The 16,602-nt window shown below is 60.8% G+C and carries 14 protein-coding genes; 3 read left to right on the plus strand and 11 right to left on the minus strand.

The window, feature by feature from the left end:
- Window positions 1-559, plus strand: a 559-nt coding sequence (locus tag AC1RQP_RS05855) for a tetratricopeptide repeat protein (protein ID WP_492936215.1), incomplete at its 5' end; no start/stop codon positions are given.
- A 316-nt stretch (window positions 560-875) separates the two neighbouring features.
- Here AC1RQP_RS05855 and AC1RQP_RS05860 read toward each other — a convergent pair.
- From AC1RQP_RS05860 to AC1RQP_RS05880, 5 genes are all read right to left on the minus strand, one after another.
- On the minus strand, window positions 876-1,040 hold the full coding sequence (locus tag AC1RQP_RS05860; protein WP_492936216.1) for a hypothetical protein: 165 nt from the start codon (window positions 1,038-1,040) through the stop codon (window positions 876-878).
- A gap of 450 nt (window positions 1,041-1,490) precedes the next feature.
- The gene (locus tag AC1RQP_RS05865) at window positions 1,491-2,075 is read right to left on the minus strand and encodes a hypothetical protein (protein ID WP_492936217.1); all 585 of its coding nucleotides are present in this window, start codon (window positions 2,073-2,075) and stop codon (window positions 1,491-1,493) included.
- Window positions 2,076-4,002: 1,927 nt separating this feature from the next.
- Window positions 4,003-4,614: a DnaT-like ssDNA-binding domain-containing protein gene (locus AC1RQP_RS05870; protein WP_492936218.1), complete on the minus strand. Its 612-nt coding sequence runs from the start codon at window positions 4,612-4,614 to the stop codon at window positions 4,003-4,005.
- Between the two features lie 18 nt (window positions 4,615-4,632).
- Window positions 4,633-5,253, minus strand: a complete 621-nt coding sequence (locus AC1RQP_RS05875; RefSeq protein ID WP_492936219.1) for a hypothetical protein — start codon at window positions 5,251-5,253, stop codon at window positions 4,633-4,635.
- Between the two features lie 80 nt (window positions 5,254-5,333).
- Complete coding sequence (locus AC1RQP_RS05880; protein ID WP_492936220.1) at window positions 5,334-5,870, minus strand: hypothetical protein; 537 nt, start codon at window positions 5,868-5,870, stop codon at window positions 5,334-5,336.
- 968 nt (window positions 5,871-6,838) lie between these two features.
- Here AC1RQP_RS05880 and AC1RQP_RS05885 point away from each other — a divergent pair.
- Window positions 6,839-7,129 (plus strand): helix-turn-helix transcriptional regulator, encoded by a 291-nt coding sequence (locus AC1RQP_RS05885; RefSeq protein ID WP_492936221.1) that lies wholly within the window; start codon window positions 6,839-6,841, stop codon window positions 7,127-7,129.
- The gene (locus AC1RQP_RS05890; RefSeq protein WP_492936222.1) at window positions 7,116-8,300 is read left to right on the plus strand and encodes a hypothetical protein; all 1,185 of its coding nucleotides are present in this window, start codon (window positions 7,116-7,118) and stop codon (window positions 8,298-8,300) included. Before AC1RQP_RS05885 ends, AC1RQP_RS05890 begins: the two co-directional genes overlap by 14 nt.
- A 23-nt stretch (window positions 8,301-8,323) precedes the next feature.
- Here the strand turns inward: AC1RQP_RS05890 and AC1RQP_RS05895 are convergent, their stop codons facing one another.
- The 6 genes from AC1RQP_RS05895 to AC1RQP_RS05920 all read right to left on the minus strand — a co-directional run bounded on the left by AC1RQP_RS05895 (window position 8,324) and on the right by AC1RQP_RS05920 (window position 16,493).
- Window positions 8,324-9,742: a UvrD-helicase domain-containing protein gene (locus AC1RQP_RS05895; protein WP_492936223.1), complete on the minus strand. Its 1,419-nt coding sequence runs from the start codon at window positions 9,740-9,742 to the stop codon at window positions 8,324-8,326.
- Window positions 9,735-11,450 carry an ATP-dependent nuclease gene (locus AC1RQP_RS05900; RefSeq protein ID WP_492936224.1) on the minus strand — a complete coding sequence of 572 codons (1,716 nt, stop codon included), beginning with the start codon at window positions 11,448-11,450 and terminating at the stop codon, window positions 9,735-9,737. Before AC1RQP_RS05900 ends, AC1RQP_RS05895 begins: the two co-directional genes overlap by 8 nt.
- A gap of 462 nt (window positions 11,451-11,912) precedes the next feature.
- On the minus strand, window positions 11,913-12,815 hold the full coding sequence (gene rnz, locus AC1RQP_RS05905) for a ribonuclease Z (RefSeq protein ID WP_492936225.1): 903 nt from the start codon (window positions 12,813-12,815) through the stop codon (window positions 11,913-11,915).
- A 49-nt stretch (window positions 12,816-12,864) separates the two neighbouring features.
- On the minus strand, window positions 12,865-13,848 hold the full coding sequence (locus tag AC1RQP_RS05910; protein ID WP_492936226.1) for an antibiotic biosynthesis monooxygenase: 984 nt from the start codon (window positions 13,846-13,848) through the stop codon (window positions 12,865-12,867).
- Between the two features lie 15 nt (window positions 13,849-13,863).
- Window positions 13,864-15,261, minus strand: a complete 1,398-nt coding sequence (gene guaD / locus AC1RQP_RS05915) for a guanine deaminase (protein WP_492936227.1) — start codon at window positions 15,259-15,261, stop codon at window positions 13,864-13,866.
- A gap of 14 nt (window positions 15,262-15,275) precedes the next feature.
- Window positions 15,276-16,493 carry a multidrug effflux MFS transporter gene (locus AC1RQP_RS05920; protein ID WP_492936228.1) on the minus strand — a complete coding sequence of 406 codons (1,218 nt, stop codon included), beginning with the start codon at window positions 16,491-16,493 and terminating at the stop codon, window positions 15,276-15,278.
- Window positions 16,494-16,602 lie beyond the last annotated feature (109 nt).

Here is a 16,602-nt window from a genome sequence, read left to right on the forward strand (position 1 = left end):
TGGCCTCCCGAAAGACGATCGTGAAGCAGCTCGTCTATACAAGCTAGCGGCCGATGGGGACGATGATGATGCTCGAGTCGCACTCGCTCGGTTATACAAAACCGGCCGTGGAGGCCTGCCGAAGGACGACCGGGAGGCAGCGCGCTTGTACAAAGTTGCTGCCGACAATGGTGATTCTGTAGCGCTAGCCAATCTCGCTGTGTTCCACGAATCTGGCCGCGGCGGCTTGCCGCAAGACGATCGTGAGGCAGCGCGCCTCTTTAAGACGGCAGCGCAGAAGGGCAATCCCGGAGCGCAGTTCAAGCTTGCTGGATATCATGAGACCGGCCGCGGTGGCCTGCTGAAGGACGATCGCGAGGCCGCGCGCCTCTACCGGCTTGCTGCCGACCAAGGCGTTGCCAAAGCGCAAGTTAAGCTTGGAGGCTTCTACGAAGCCGGCCGCGGTGGCCTGCCAAAGGATTTCGGCGAGGCGGCTCGCTATTACGAACTTGCTGCGAGGCAGGGTAACGCAGACGGAGCGGCTTCAATCCGGAGATTGGGGCTGGATTTCCCAGAATGAGCGGCTTCATGAACGTCGATAATCGAGCGTTATCGAAAGCGACCCCTGCGGGTTAGAACAGGGTCCATGGCTCGCAGACTAACGTTCGTGAAGCTCAACTTGCCGACGGTGGTCGCCAGCTCTCTCCTGTTCGATACCAGCCAGCCCTCAGCGTTAGCCGCGGCCTTTTCGTGACCCGAGTCAGTCGCTGCCGATAACGATCGAAAGCGAACCGAGAACTTCGGACTGAATCATCCGATTTTCTCAAAGACTGTGGTTGCGGGCGTTGGGCGGTGAGACCACTCTACGCCCGCATTATTGAGGGGGACTGTTCGACCTACGCGGGATGATCCAGCATCGAGACAGGGTTGAAGCCGAGCGTGTCGCCCTTGATTGTCCGTCCTCCGATGCAGTTGGCTGCGCTAAAGTTCACTGCCTGCTGATAGGCAGCATACGCGTCGGGCGTATCGAACTCGGCCTGCAAAGCCGAGTGGCGGCCCATTCGGCTTTCCATGCGTCAGCTGTAGCTTTGGTCAGCATTTCGAAGATTCCTTTCTCGTTGAGTTCGGCGGCGCGGAAGCCGTTGAAAGGGAGAAAGCCGACTTCCACACCGCCGGTGGCTACCGAGCCCACGTTCACTGACTACGCCGAGGCGGTGTCTAGGAAAGAACAGAAAGGGTGAGAAAGGTGGGTTTTCGTCGCCAAACCGAGCCACAGCTCCGCGATGGATTGACCCTGGCAACCGGCCAGGGCCAATTCCGGAGGAAGAGCCGGCCGCCGATACTGTTCCCAAAGAGAACAGTTTTGATCGGCTGTCCACTATTGGGAGTTTCTGCGCGAGAACAGCGCAAGCTCCGGCTTTCGGAAAGAATTCTGACAAATCGGCAGAATTCTTTAGCTGCAGATCCCAACACACGCTGGGTGAATTAATGCCAGGCTGGCCGCTGTCCGGTCAGTCCGGCGCGGCACTTTGATCATCTGCGAGCTGCTCAATTCGCTGCTCGAGCCCTAGGCGGACATTGCGGATCAAACTCTTCAGAACATTTCGAACACCTAGGGCGCCGTCCCGCGTACCCGCGGCGAGGATCTCATCCGCAAAATTGGGAATATCCTCCAGCTCGCGAACGATTGTGGAAGCGATCTTCTCGATAGACTGCTTGACGTCGTCGGCGAGCAGCAGCTTTCCTACCTTTTCATCAAACTCGAGCTCGGCCATTCGCGCACGATAGATCTCGGTGGCCGTTCGCGCTCGCGTGAGCGCGGCGATGTTCTCGCCTTGCAGGGATCGTGAGGCACCGGCATTCGATCCGAACGTAGGGTCAAAGGCTTCGGGATCATCGCCCCCGGCATCCCCGACTAGAACACGCTCGCGCGTCTCACCGAGCGCGAAATCAGCGGCCGCAGCATCGATCAAACGCTTGCCGTTCTCGTTGACGAATGCGGAGTCTGGAATCCGGCCCGCCGTGATTAGATGGCTGATCGCTTGACGAGTGACGCCGCGATGCCGAGCGTATTCTGCTTGTGTCATCCCGCTCATGACGAATCCCTTCGCGAGAAAGTCAGTTGTAAAGTGTCAAGCACGTCAAGTGTGTCAAGGCAGCTTTTTATAAACTCCGGCTAGCGAAAGTCCGGGGTGCGAATTACCCGCGTCGATTCTGCATAGCCAGAGGGACCCATGCTTGGACTTAATCTTCGCAATCTGCGAAGTTTTCACCGTGCATTGGCACCAAGCCTTCAGTGTCACGGCGTTCGGCACGAGCCTGTGACCTCGGCCACCTGTTCCGTGGGAGAACAGGTGGAGGCTACAGCGTCATCCAAAGCCAATACTTCCGTTTTGGAAGGATTGGGGGTGCCCACAGGTGGGCACCCCTGATGAGAACCGACGGGATACACTGAGATCCCGCAATGCGGTCTCCGGCAGGTCGGGCTCGCAAACCTGTAACAACTCCTCACTGGTTTTTCCAGATCGTGGGCGCCCGCCCTTCGCCACGTTCGTAAGATGATCGCGTCGATGCCGGGCGGCCTGCCGACACTTAAGCTGTTCGCCCGCGTCGATGCCCAGAACCCGCTGCCGGAAGGCCTCGCGGCGGCGTGCAAGCCGTCGTCGCCTACGTCGATCGTGGCATCTCCGGCGGCATGGAGGCGGGCATCAAGACCGCTGAATTCCTGGGCCTTCCCGTCGAGCGCCGTTGATCCTGCGTTTACCGAATGCCTTCCGGCGATCGAATAGGCCAGGCCTAAAGGGTTCTCCAGGATAGCAGCTGAAGCCAAAACCCTTCCAATCAGGAAGGGTTTCGATGCAACGTCTTGCTCGAAAACTCCTGACAATTCGTCAGGGGTTTGTGGGTTCGCCCACGCGTCGCTCCGCACCGTCGCGCTCTAATTGTTCCGATTGAGAACAATTAGACTTGGGCACCGCGGGCGTCTCGTCATGCGCATTGGAAGCGGCGGATTCAAAGGCAAGCAACGGTCAAATGCACAGCAGGTGAAGGTTTGTTGCGGAGGACATAGGCGAGCTATCCCGACGCTTTCGCAATCGAGATGCTTCCCATGTCCTCGACGATCATGCACTAGCGGAGCCAGGATGTCGCTATCGGACCCCGCACTGCCGATGGCAGGCGTACGGGTTGCGTCTACTTACGACGATGTCCACTCGCCGGCAGCCACCCTCACGCGTTAGGCCGGGTGTACCCTTTGGCTGCTATCCCACGGTAGGGCATTATCGCAGGCGCCGCCGCCGTTAACCGACCGGTGCCCACGTACACACACAAGTGACCTCGTCCTGGTCGACGAAGCCGCGTTTTGACTCCGAAAACCTGTTCCTTGTCGGAATAGGTTTTCGAGGATAAGCCGGAGTCGCGCGAAGCCGCCGCCGATCTCCCAACTGTTCCGATTGGGAACGGTTGAAAGACGCCAAAGTAGTCCTCAGAAAATGCCGCAGATTGCGGCATTTCCCACTAAGAGACTCGACGCAGCGAAGGCCCGCCTTGAAGACCACCCTCCCCTAACCCAACCTCCTCAGCTCCGCAGCGAGCTCGGAAAACCGACGCTGCATGTTCGCGCAGTGCGCCTCGTCGAACTCGACAAGCGGCTCAGCCGCAAGGAGGCGCTCAATGGGCAGCAACCAGGGCTCTCTCAGCTTCCAGGCGGCCTCGAGGGCTAGCCCACGTAGAGCCGCAGAATCCGGCCGCCATTGGTATTCGTACGGACGGCCGTTTGGAGCCGCCCCACAATCGCCCCTGCACCACCGAAACGCCGCGGCTTTAACGGCCCACCATGGCACGTCCACAAGCGCAACCAGGTAGGCCTCGCCAGAGGCCTCTACGCCAAGCTCGTTTTGGTGCTGAGAGGCGCGGTTCAACATAAGCCAAGTGACGACGGCTAACGTCTCGTCGCGCCACCGGGCCGCTCCGTCGGGCGTTTGAGCGAACAGGGCCCCCATTGCGGCCGCGTACCGTTCGCACTCAGCGCGTTCTGGGGGGCTCAAGAGCGAATTGCGGGGAAGGGTCGGAATATTTCCGTATCGCCCGTGCTTCACCGATTTCTGGTCGACCATTTTGATCAAGGCGAGCCGCGAGCTTACCCATGCCGGCCAAGACGGCATCCGATCCGGATGCTGAACGTCTGGCAGCGCCAGCGGCGCCGTAGTTTGGATCACGGAATCCATGTTGCCGTTCCAATGCGTTTAGAACCCAGTTTCGCCAAGTCGCACTCCAATCGCGCTTGGTCGCACCGGCGCCCGTTCTTGAAAGCCAGTAGTTGCGGAATTTCTCGATCTCAAAGGCTATTCGCTGCTCCGGGAGGCCCGCGCTGATTGCATACGCGAGCTCCGATGACGAAGGTGCCCAGTCGGAAGGAAGCCGCGATCCCTTACTGGCCGCCCCCTCGCGCTTGCGCGCCGGCTGGCGAGACGCGGCACGCTCGATAGCCTCAACGAGCCGCACCGCATCGGCCTTTGAGCCGCCCCTCGCAAAGTACGCATGAAGCTCCGCTGCGATCGGAGTGACCGGCGCTGGAGCAACCAGGGCCAGAAAGGAAGGCTCCGCAGCCTCCGGCTCATCTAACGCTTCATTCATTTGCCGCTCCTGCATCAATTATGAGGGCAGCTCGACGTCCTTCATACGCGCTAAGGCGGGTCCAGCCTTTGGAGATGAAGGGTAATAGCCACGGATGAGCACTCCGGTCACCGGAAACTCCTCAACGTGATGCGAAGTCCCGATGACGTTGCCGAGATGCCACCAAGGGCTGCGGACGATAAGATCGCGCCGATCGTGGCGGAGCACTAGTTCATTCGTGGACCGGAGCTTTTCTTCGGCATCTCGCGCCTTCGATAGAAGATCCGATGCCGCTGAGAAGTGACGGTCCAGCTCGATGTAGACTTGACGGAGATCAGCTTGCACCCGCTTGGCTTCGCTCGAAAGCCCTTCCAGCCGCTTGCGCTCTTCATCAGCTTGCGCCGACTTCTGACGACGGAGCGCTACTTTTCGCGCGGTCGAGAGTGTTTCTTGCTCGTCCTCGTTTTCACGAATCGCCTTGCGGACCGATTGAACTTTGGTTGGAGAATCACAGATCGCCGCCTCGAGCTCCTCCGCCAGATCAGCACGCTGCTGCCTCAGCCGCTCAAGGCTTGCTTCAATTTCGGGAAGAACATTCGCGAAGTCTTCCGACCTCGTTGAGCGAGAGAGCTTTTCCACGATGCTCGAAAACAGGCCCATAGGCCACCTCCATGTGTTTGAATCGAATGAAGGTGACTTACGGGCTTCGCATGACTTCTCCCAACGGAAAGGGGCGGGAATTAATTTCCGCTGGCGGGCTTCCGAGCCCGGCACCGCTCAACAAGAGGAGCAGCGTGCTCCTTCAGCCAGTCACCGGCCGACGATTCTTGCGGTCTTTTTTGGGGATTAAAGCTTTTGCCGGGACGCCGTATTGGAAGGCAATGGTCCGCAAACCCGGCTTCCAGGTTGCCAATCGTGGAGGGAAACGCCGACGGAGCATTTTCGGCAGGCTCCTTCGGATATGCCTTCCGATGGAGATCTCTCATTCTCTGATCTGCCTCCTCCAACAATGACATCAGGTAGGTCAAAAGGCCGGTGCTGTACAAATACTCCTCGCGACGTCCGCGCGCTTGTTGGGGTGATGTCTTTATCGAACCATCGCAGAAGCGAACGTCATAGAGTCGTTCACCCGGTCCACTCAAAACACCTGTTTCGATATCTTCAATGTCATAAAATCGGACCGCGACACCATCGATTTGCACCAACTCCTCGCTCGGACAACCTTTCCTCGCCCAAAATTCGATATCTCCTTGAGCGACCTTTTCCTGCAGATCCACCCAAGCATCTTTCGAATTCCGCCATCGTGTCCAACCACGCGCGGCTGCTGCCGCGAGTGCTTCTGCCGCTTTGGGAGATTTACCCGCTCGACATAGAAAGGGCGGTAGACCAGACGAATGGTCAATCCGCCACTGTCCATATTCCTCCAATGCCGGTCCGAGCGGCAGGAAGTTCTCATCCCTCGATGATCCCATGAATTGTCACCTGGAAAACGCGGGGTGACTGAGATCAGGCGATAAAATGCCGGCGGCAAGCTCGATCAGCCTCGGGGCGACCCCGTTCGGCCTACCCGCAAGCAGCCAATCCAGACTGATTTCGAAGTCGCTCGCGAACGCAAACAACAAATCGTTCTGAGCATCATCGTCCAAGTGAGCCGCCGCTCGCATCGCGCCCCATAGCGTATTGATTGGCACATCACGACAGCAGCTCACGGCCAACACGCGAGACCGGATCGCTTCCGGCGCAACTGCCTCTTCGGAATATGGCAACGGGTGCATAGTGGATTCTCCTTTTTGAAAACCAATTCGGACTGCAAGACCGGGGGCTGAAAAGCCGCGAGTGATTTCGGGCCGGCGGCCTTTAGGGCTTTATCTCATGCCCCTGGACATATTCCGCCGCCCCCGGTCAATTGACAGGCGAGGCAAACTTCGGGATTTCGGCAAATCACTCGACTCGGGTTTTCAGGTCCCGGAAAAAGGGTCCCTCCGTGTCGACAAAACATCAAGTCCTATTTCGTATTTCTCCAAGGCCGGAAATTGATTTCCGCCCTTTTCCGTTGGAGTTGCCGCCGAATCTGCACGTATCTCAGCGGGCGATGAAGGATCGGAGACGAAATTGCTGATCAAGGCCCGCCGCAACAACAAAGCTGATGGCAGCTTACGAACGCGCGCAACGGTGCCTCCCAGAAGAGGGACGAAACGTCGCACGCGCACCTGGTTTGTCCCTCTCCTGGCCGAGACGGTCCGAGATGACCATCCGTAAGGACGAAAACCTGCTTCGCGGGGACCGCACTCCGGCCTATGTCAGCAGAGAAACCGGCGCAGCAGAGCTGCAAATCTCGCCGGACACATGGGACAATTGGGTCAAAGACGGCACTCTGCCCGCCCCGTGCGATAGTTTTCCGACCAGCACTGCTCGCTGGCGCTGGGAAGACGTTGACCGTAAGCTATCTGGCAGGGCGGTTGCCGGTCTCGACGCCGCCCTGAAGGGAGCGGCTAACTTTGGCAAGAAACCGGGAAGCCGGCGTGATGCTGCCTGAGGGCGTCGAAAAGACCATCGTTCGCAAGCCGAACGGCAAGGTCTACACCTACTATTACTGGAATCCTGGGCGCGGCACTGCTCGCGAGGGCGAGCGCATCAAGCTGCCGAGCGCGGAGACGCAGCCGGATGCGTTCTGGCGAGAAGTGAAGCGGCGGCGCGACGCGATGCCGTCGAAGTTGCCGCCCGGATCGGTTGGCGTCCTGATCACCCGCTACCGAGACAGCGATGAATTCAAGCGGCTCTCCGAAGGCACGCAGAGCAATTACAACGTCCACATGCGTCGCTTCGAATCCGCGGAGACCTGGGGCCTCGTTGCCGTCGGCGAGCTGGTGCCGCTCGTTGTACAGACAGCACGCGATGCAATGAAAGACACGCCTGTCATGGCCAACCAGATGCTCTCGGTCGGCCGCACGATCTGGGATTGGGCTATTCCGCTTGCGCTTGCCGAGGTTAATCCATTCGACAAGGTGCGCGACTTCGAGATCCCGGATCGCGGGCACGTGCCCTGGCCAGCCTTCGCGATCGAGCACGTGCGCGCGCATGCCCCGCCCGACCTGGTGCGAATGATGCGGCTCGGCGTCATGACCTGTCAGCGCGGCAGCGATATGATCAGGATGGGGCCGGAGCACCGCGAGCGAAATGGCATCTGGTGCCGGCCGAAGAAGACGCGCAAGCGCCGGCGCGCCTTCCACATCCCGCTCGCGACGGCTGATATACTTGAGCTCGACCGTTGGGCGGAGACGCCGGTGCGCTACACCAACCCGCGCTGGAAGAAGCCGATCGATCGCTTCCGCGAGGACCTGTATCTCTACTCGCCGAAGGGCGTGCAATACACTGGCGACGGTTTGCGTGCACGCTGGAATCGCTGGCTGGAAGACACCGAGCACGGCCGCGCGCTGTGCAAGCGCTGGAAGCTATGGGTCGCCAGCCAGGTCAAAAAGTACGAATGGGACATTGACCCAGAAGACGCCGACCATCCGACCATTCATGGTCTACGCGGCACCGGCATCCTCGCCCGCGCCGAGGCCGGCTACGACGTCGACCAAATTGCCAATGACATCGGCATGTCGAGACAGAACGTCGAGCACTACATGCGTTTTAAGGACCAGATGAAGGTCGGCGCCGACGGGCAGCAGCGGCTGAAGGTGGTCAACGGCAGAGAAGATTGAGGAAGAGGACCTAAGCCTCGAGCTTACCACCGAGGGGTCAAACTTGAGTTGCGGCTGCAGATAACGAGGCGCTTCGCGCCTCTCGTCATTGCCACGTAGAGATTTCGAGCGTTCATTCCACTTGCGTCGAGTATCACGGCAGCGTCGGCCTCTAGACCCTTGAGCGTAAGCGTGCTGCCCACAGACCGTCCGCTGATTTTACGGCCCGTAGCTCGCCCCTGTTCACGAATACGAACGGCCGCCTCTGGGAAGCTGACCGCATCCGGTCCGCACGACAGCTCAAGTGCTCGCATACAGGCGCGCAGCACCGCCGGCCTGAAGACGCGCACGCCGGCATCCTTGTTGATTTCTACTAGCAGATCACGGACGCGCTGTATGCTGGGATCGCTGTGCAGCGCCATTGCTGCGATTTCGACATTGCTCGCCTCCCGGCGCGCCGTACCTCGCAGGAGAGCGCCGACGCGTCGCACCAAGTCTGCCGAACCAACATTGGTCATCAGACTTTCGGCAAAATCAGCAACCACTTCTACGGCTCCCGACGATCGCACATCCAGTCGCGCTGAAAAGGCGACCAGGTCCCGCAGGTCGACGGCCTCGACCGTCACTGCACCTGGGATCGCACTGGCGAACCTCTGCTGGCTTGCCGGGCTGGTGCTTTCTCCAATGATGAGAACGGACCCATCTCCGGGCGGCCTGACGCGGCCAGCTTTGAGCATCTTTTGATAATCGTCGGCTGAACCGTCAAGCTTTATCCAGGTGACTTCGGAGGGAGCGCCGAGCAAATCTATGGGCCTCCCGGCGATCAACCTTTTTCTCGATTCAAGTAGCCACTCGCCCAGGTCCGGGGCTGATGCGTTATGCCAACGCCATGGATAGGAAAGCTCACCAGCTATTGGAAAGTGCTCGCAAACATGCTTATCCCAGTCAGCAAGATCGTCATCGCCAAAATCGAAAATTGACTGCGCCTGATCACCCACAACGCAAGTTGGAAGTACTTTGGCAGCATGGTAAACAATCGCGTGCTGACGAAGCGAGCAGTCCTGGTACTCGTCGACCAGCAGGCGCGAGTAGCTGGCCGCGATCACGTCGTTGACGTGCCTTGATTTTAGAAGCGCTGCCGCTGCGCTTCTGATGGCGGGATAATTCGGCCGCTGCCTTTCGATGATCTGCGGGTCATGTCCCGACCGCAATGGAAAGGTCGAGATCAGTCGAATAGCCCACCCATCAATGGTTGAGAGCCGATATCTCGATGGCAACACACCGGCGCGTTCGAGACGACTTCGTAGAGCAGCAACTCCGGAATTTGTGTGAGTCAGCACGAGGATCGGTTTGCTGCAATCGTGTTCCTCCAGCGCGTTCGCGATCAACTGGGTTTTCCCGCATCCCGCTGGGGCGATGACCAGCCCGCGCTCGATGGCAAGTAGGTTTAGCTTGTTAGTCATCTCGGACCCAACGGAAAATGGAAAGGACCTTGGCCCGAAACGCTCTATCTGCATTGCCGAGTGTCGGGCCTATCACCTCGCGGGCCGCCTGCTCCATCGCCGACACAGTTTTGAACCAGCCAGCGCCGCTCTTCGCCGCTTTCGCGAGAACCGCTCGGGTCTCCCGCGGAATTACTCCACGCTGGATCTGGCGCTGTACTTCCGCAAGGCTAATGCTGTTGTCGGATGCGGAAGTGATGTGATCCCGCACCAACGAGTGTTCCTTGAACTCAATCGCTTTATCCAGAAGCCCATCGATGCCGGTGTCTGGCAGGCTTTCGAACAATTCATCTTCAATGGACCGGCCTGTAGTCCATGAAAAAATAGTGCCACCATTGTTTAAAAAACGCTTTTCCGCGGCAGCATTCAGCGGAGCATCACTATCCCGCAACACTGCGGTTCGGTAGCCAAGTGACCGAAAGGCGTTGGCGCGGCGCAAGGTATTGGTGCCACCGCCGTCGACAAGCGCGACCCCGTTTGCGGCAAGAGCCGATTTGCCTGCGGAGACTCGATGTTGGTCCAAGCCACGCATGAAGCCAACCTCAGTAGCACCTTCACATACGAGGATTGACGGCGCGAGAAGCGCCTCCGGAAAGACACGAATCGTGCCCTGAACGTCATTATTCGTACCGACACGACGGGCTGAATGCTGCCCATCTACTTCGCGCACAACGAAGAGCTGTTCGCCGGAGAGTTCGCGAACCGCGACGGGAGAATGGGTGGTGATGAATACCTGCAGTGTCGGATCCAGCTCCTTTGCGCCGAGCGCATCGACCAACCGAATGATGCGGTGTGGTTCCAAGCCGTACTCGAGTTCATCGACCAGCGCGATCGGCGAGCTCGCGGAAGCTTTGCGCTGCAGTCCAGCAATAAGAAGTCTGGCTGAGCCAAGGCCAAGCTCCCTGAGTGGCACACCGTTCTGATCGTGAAGGGAAATAGTGCCTCCGCTAACCGACACGGAATGCGAGTCGAGCAAGGCTTTGATACCGCCGCCGAGGGAGATTCCCAGTTCCTTCGCCGCGCCGGCAACGATCGCCAAAGTCTCGCTCAATTGTTCCTCTGCTTGCTCGCCAAAGCTCGCACGAACTTCTCTCGCGGCGGCAACAAGTGCGGCTGATGCATCCGGGCGCTCCTCGGTTAGCCGGTTGAGAATCGAGCCCCTGCGCCAGCTCAGATTGTGGTCTGAAAAGGCTCCAAGCCGCGTTGGAGCAATCCTCAGCCTATCCTGCCAGCCGAGATTGCGGGTAAGCCCCTGAGAGGCTGCACGTTCGGAGACAAGGGTCCACTGAGGCTCAAGATCGGCTGTGACTACCAATTGCAGCGTCAGGACAGTCTCGAGTGAGGCGTCCGGTTCTTCGGCAACGTCACCAGTCAGGGCATCAAACCCACGAAGAAAGGGGCCGTAGGACTCGATGCTCTTCAAAGCATCATCGAGCTTACCGAGCGTGACGGTGATGTTGATAGGCTGCGAGACGTCAAGGCAGTGGAAGTCGCTATCTGCAAACTGAAGATTGCGTCTTGCGCCCAGGCAGTAATCGATCGCGTCAAGGATCGTCGATTTGCCGCTATCTCCAGGACCGATAAGGGCGTTGACCCCTGGTTGCGGCTCCCAGCTGAAGTTCTCGAGGCTTCTGAAATTCGTGACCACAATCTTGCGAACGATTGCCATACCTGTCCGGGGCGTGAGAGACGCGACCTCTGCCGCAGCGGCCGCCTACAACCTCCGCGGACTGTAGCAGCACTCGTTCCCGCTGGCTCCCCTGAGCAAGAGCCGAGTTTTGCAAACCCGCGGTTTTACCCGGAATTCCTCGGGCGCAGACCGGGGTTACTTACAAAACCATCGTTGGAAAATCAAAGGGTTAGCCGAAAATCAGAAAGGCTACCGTTACACCATTCCCCACCGAAGCGCTTGAAATTGCTAAGCTTTCTCCGGAAGTCCTGCAAGGCTGGCTGACGTTCGGCAAATCAGCGCTCGCAGGCCGCTCATATAGCCGCGCTGACCTTCGGGGTCCAGTCCTTCTGTGAATATCGTCGCGTGTTCTCGCTGCGTTCGCGCTCGAGCGAAACGTCTTGCTGCTCCCTTTTCAGCCGGTCTTGGCCTCAACCTTGGCCAAGCCTCGCGGCAGGCTGATCAGACGACGATGCGATCGAAGTCCGCGGCGATCCGGGTGCTCGGGAAGATCTTTGCGGCTTCGGCGAGAATCTCCTCGTCTTCGTAGCGTCCCGACAGATGCGTCAGCATGAGCTGCCCGACGTTGTTCGTGGCTGCAAAGGAAGCTGCTTCTGCCGCGGTGAGGTGGCCATAATTCCGCGCGGTCGGCGCGTCGCGATCGAGAAACGTCGCCTCGATCACCAGCATGTCGGCGTCGGCAACGTATTGCGACAGCCCCTCGGTGGTCTCGGTGTCGCCGATCACGACGAGCTTCGTGCCGCCGCTCGGCGGGCCTAGGACGTCTTCCGGGTCGACGGTTCGGTTGGCAAGCACGATCGGCCGGCCCGCGGCCAATTCGCCGCGCAAGGGACCGTCGGGGACACCAAGCGCTTTGAGGCGATCAGGCCGAAGACGACGGCGCGCGGGGCTCTGGAACACGAAAGCAAAACTGTCGGTGTCGCGATGGCGAACCGGAAAACAGTCGATGGCGAATTCACCGGCGTCAATGACCTGTCCTTCGGTCAGCGGCGCGAACTCGACCGGGATCGGCGCCCTGCCCGCACCCCACAGGCCTGCGAGCATTCGGACGACGATGTCGAGCGTTCCTTCCCCGCCGTGAATTGTCATCACGTCGGAGGTCTGCCGCAAGCCCAACGTCGAGAAGAGGCCGGGGATGCCGAGCATGTGATCGAGATGCGCGTGCGTCAGCAGCATGCGGTCGAGCCGCCGAAAGCCGGCGCCGCTGCGCAACAACTGGCGCTGCGTGCCCTCGCCGCAATCAATCAGGACACGCTTGCCCGCGGCCTCCACGAGGAGCGCCGGATGGTTGCGCTCCGCCGAGGGAACGCTGGCGGAGGTCCCGAGAAATGTCAGGGCGAACATGGTCGTCACGAGCCCAGAAGGTGGTTGAGGCCGCCCGTCCGGCCCGGCCTCACCGTCCCCAATGCCACGCGAGCAGCAGCGCGTACAGGGCCATCGACGCGACGTAGAGCGCGGCAAGCAACGCGTAGCCCGCGATCTGGCGGCCGAGCGTTGCCGTCGGCCTCACCCACCAGTCGAGCGCCCTGAAGGCGGCGGGCACCAGCCACCAGCCGAGCAGCTGCGTGCTGACGAGATTGCCGACGAAAAGCGACAGCCAGACCGGCACGCCGTTTCTGTCGATCAAGGGCGCGCTGATGAAGTAGCCCCAGAGATAGACCACGGGATAGAGCACCAGGAGGACGATCAGGTTGCTCTTCCAGATGAATCCCGGCCCTTGCTCGGGAGCCGGCGCCTTGCCGGTCGGGAACCAGAAATTGAAGCCGTAGCTCGCCCGCTTCACGTTCATGCCGGCGTTGAAGCGCTCGCCCTCCTCGAGAAGGGTCTGTCGCAACGGCGAGTCGAGCCACGCATTGAGGTTGGCATCAGAGTCGAACGACAGGATGATGATCCATTCGTCGTGCACGCCCGGAATCGGTCGCTCGATCTTGTGCCGCAAGAACCCCTTGAACTCGGCCTCCGCCGCCTGGATGCGCTGCTGCCATTTCAGGAACGCATCCTCGAGCCCATCAGGGACTTTGAACGAGATGACGGCCGAGACCGCGCTGTCGCGCTGAACGCCGGTGTCGGGCAGGATATGGACGTCCTCCGAACCGACGAAGAAGCGCTGCACTTCCACGATGAGTCGTGCCCGCACATCGCTCTGGAGCCAGGCGCGTGCTGCGGAGGGGCTGGCGAAACGCAGGATCGTCACCCAGTCCACATGCGCCGGCGGTTGCGGCGGCACCACCTCTTGGCCGAGAAAGCCGGGCCATGCCTTGAGCACCTCGCCGACCTCGCCGTTCCACCGTGCGAACGCAGCAAAGCCATCGTCGGCAATGCGGCGTTGGATGACGAGGGCGACCGGCTGGCCGGCCGCGTCAGGAGTTGCGCTCATTGGCAGCCGTCCGCTTCAGCTCTTCTTGTAGAGACGCTTGCCCATCACCCAGGTCTCGTCGACGCAGCGATCGTCGCCGACCATCATGACGGCAAACAGCATGCTCGCGGCCTCATCCATCGTACGCGGGCCGGCGCCTTCGGCGATCAGCGACTGGTGCCAGGGCTGCGCCATCTGCCCGCCGTTGGGATCGAGCGCCACGAAATCGGCCTCCTTGCCGGGTTCGAAATTGCCGAGCTTGTCGTCGATGTAGAGGCCTTCGGCACCGCCGAGCGTAATCGACCAGAAAGCCCGATAGGGCGAGAGCTTGTTGCGCTCGGCCTCGGCGAGGTCCTTGCGTACCGGGTCGATGCTGCCGTCGAGCAGCGTGTTGTTGCACATGCCGACCTTGTAGGCGTCGTCCAGTACGGAGATCATCGAAAAGCGGTTGCCGCCGCCGACGTCGGTGCCGAACGACATCTTCACGCGATGCTCGGGATCGGTGGCGCGGCCGAGGCGAAACAGGCCGCTGCCGAGAAACAGGTTCGAACACGGACAGAACACCACTGCGGCGCCCTTCTTCGACATGCGGCGGAACTCGTTGTTCGAGAGATAGACGCCGTGGCCGCCGGAGAACTTTGGACCGACCAGGTCGAACTTTTCGTAGACGCCGAGATAGTCCTGACAGTCCGGATGCTCGACCAGCACGCCGCTGCATTCGGCCGGGTTCTCGGAGATGTGGGTGTTGACCCAGCAATCCGGGTGCTCGTGCTTGAGGCGCTGACACGCTCTCAGCAATTCCGGCGAGGCACCGAAGGCGAAGCGCGGCGTGATGGCGTAGAGGTTGCGGCCCTTGTTGTGGTACTGCGCAATCAGCCGTTTGCTGTCGCGATAGAAATTGTCGGGGGTATCGATGAAATCGGCTGGCGCGTTGCGATCGATCCCGGTGAGGCCCGCGATGACGCGCATGTTGCGTCTGCTCGCTTCCTCGAACAGCTCTTCGGTCGAGACCGGCGAGGAGCTGGTAAAGGCTTGGCATGTGGTGGTTCCGCCGGCCAGCAATGCGTCAAGAAAACGCTTCACGCCCTCGCGCGCGTAGTTGCGATCCCGGTATTTGAGCTCTTCCGGATAGACCCACTTCTGGAGCCACGGCAGCAACTGCTCGCCATAGGCCCCCAACACGCGGGTCTGCGGCAGATGAATATGGCCGTCGATGAAGCCCGGGACGATGATGCGGTCCGTGATATGGGTGATCTCGACGCCCGGATGCGCGGCGGAGATCTTGTCATAAGGGCCGAACGCCTTGATCACGCCGTCGGTGACGACCATGAGGCCATCCTGGTGAAAGCGCGCCGCGGCCTGCTCGTCGCCGACGTGCTTCCAGGGATCGTCGACGAAGTCGAAGAACGTGCCGCGAATAGCAACGGTGGTCATGATTGGTTCCTCCCTTAGGTCTGTGTCGAGTGGCGCGCCGATGGCAGCGAGATCGCGAGCAACGTTCCGGCGACGGCGCAGAGGCCGAGATAGAGCCATCCGATCGGCGCCGGCGTCGCTTCAGGCAGGACCGCCGCGATCGCCATGGCGCCGCTCACCGCGAGATAGCAGAGTGCGCTGATCAGCCCGCCGATCAGGCCGTGGTCGCGTTCGAACAGGCCGAGCGCCATGCCGTACATCATCGGGCACAGCACGCCGCAGCCGCCGAGCACCAGCGCGCCGCCGATCGTGATCGACGCAAAATCGAGGCCGAAGAGCGTGCCGGTCGCGGTCAGGACCACGGCGCCGGCGAGAAACAGCGCGAAGGCGCCGAACCCCAGCATGCGCGCCGGCACGAAGCGCGCGAAATGTGCGCAGCCGAGCTCGCCGGCGAGATTGACGCCGCCAAGGCCGAGCGCGACGAGGCCGTAGATGGCCGCCGAATAGCCGAGGCCGGTCTGGTAGAAGAACGGCGCGACGACGCCGAACGCCAGTTGCGCGCTGGCGGCAGCGGCGAAGACCAGCACGAAAGCCAGGAAGCCCCGGCGAACGAGTGCCTCGCGCAAGATACGAGCGGTGCGGCGCGGATCGAACGGCGCACGCCGTTCCGCTGGCAACGTTTCAGGCAGAAGAAATACGACGACCGTGGCAACGATTGCCGCGGCGATGGCAATGACCGCGAAGACACCGCGCCAGGACGTCAGCTCGACGATGAAGCCGCCGGCTGCCGGCGCAAGCACGGGCGCCAATCCCCACGCGGCTCCTAGCAGTCCCGAAATCGCGGTGAGCTCACGTCCACGAAAGCAGTCTGCGGCGACCGCATAGGCGACGACGAGACAAGTGCAGCCGCCGATGCCTTGCAGGAAGCGCAGCGCGAGCAGGAGCGAGGCGCTGGTCGCCAGCGCACAGGCGATGCTCATCGCGATCAGCACCGACAGGCCTGCGAGCAGGACGTTGCGGCGGCCGAGCATATCGGAGGCGATGCCGACCGGCACCAGCGCGAGACTCATGCCAAGCATGTAGGCGGTGACGGTGTTCTGCATCGACGCCGCGTCAGCGGCGAGATCCACCACCATCTGCGGCAGGCCTGGCGTATAGGCATCGAGCGGAATCTGGCTGAACGGCACGACGCACAACAGGATCGGCACGATCCCGCCCCTCGCGCGACCGGCGTCCGAAGCAAGTGCAGTCATGGCTTACGCCCCTCCGATGCCCGCGGCCCGGTCTTTTCGTGCGCGCAATGAGACGCGCCGATGCAGGGTGCAGGTGTTGACGCGCCAAAGTGCCAGAACTGTATGTAGA

Source organism: Bradyrhizobium sp. GW821-FHT13H06 (assembly GCF_058803975.1).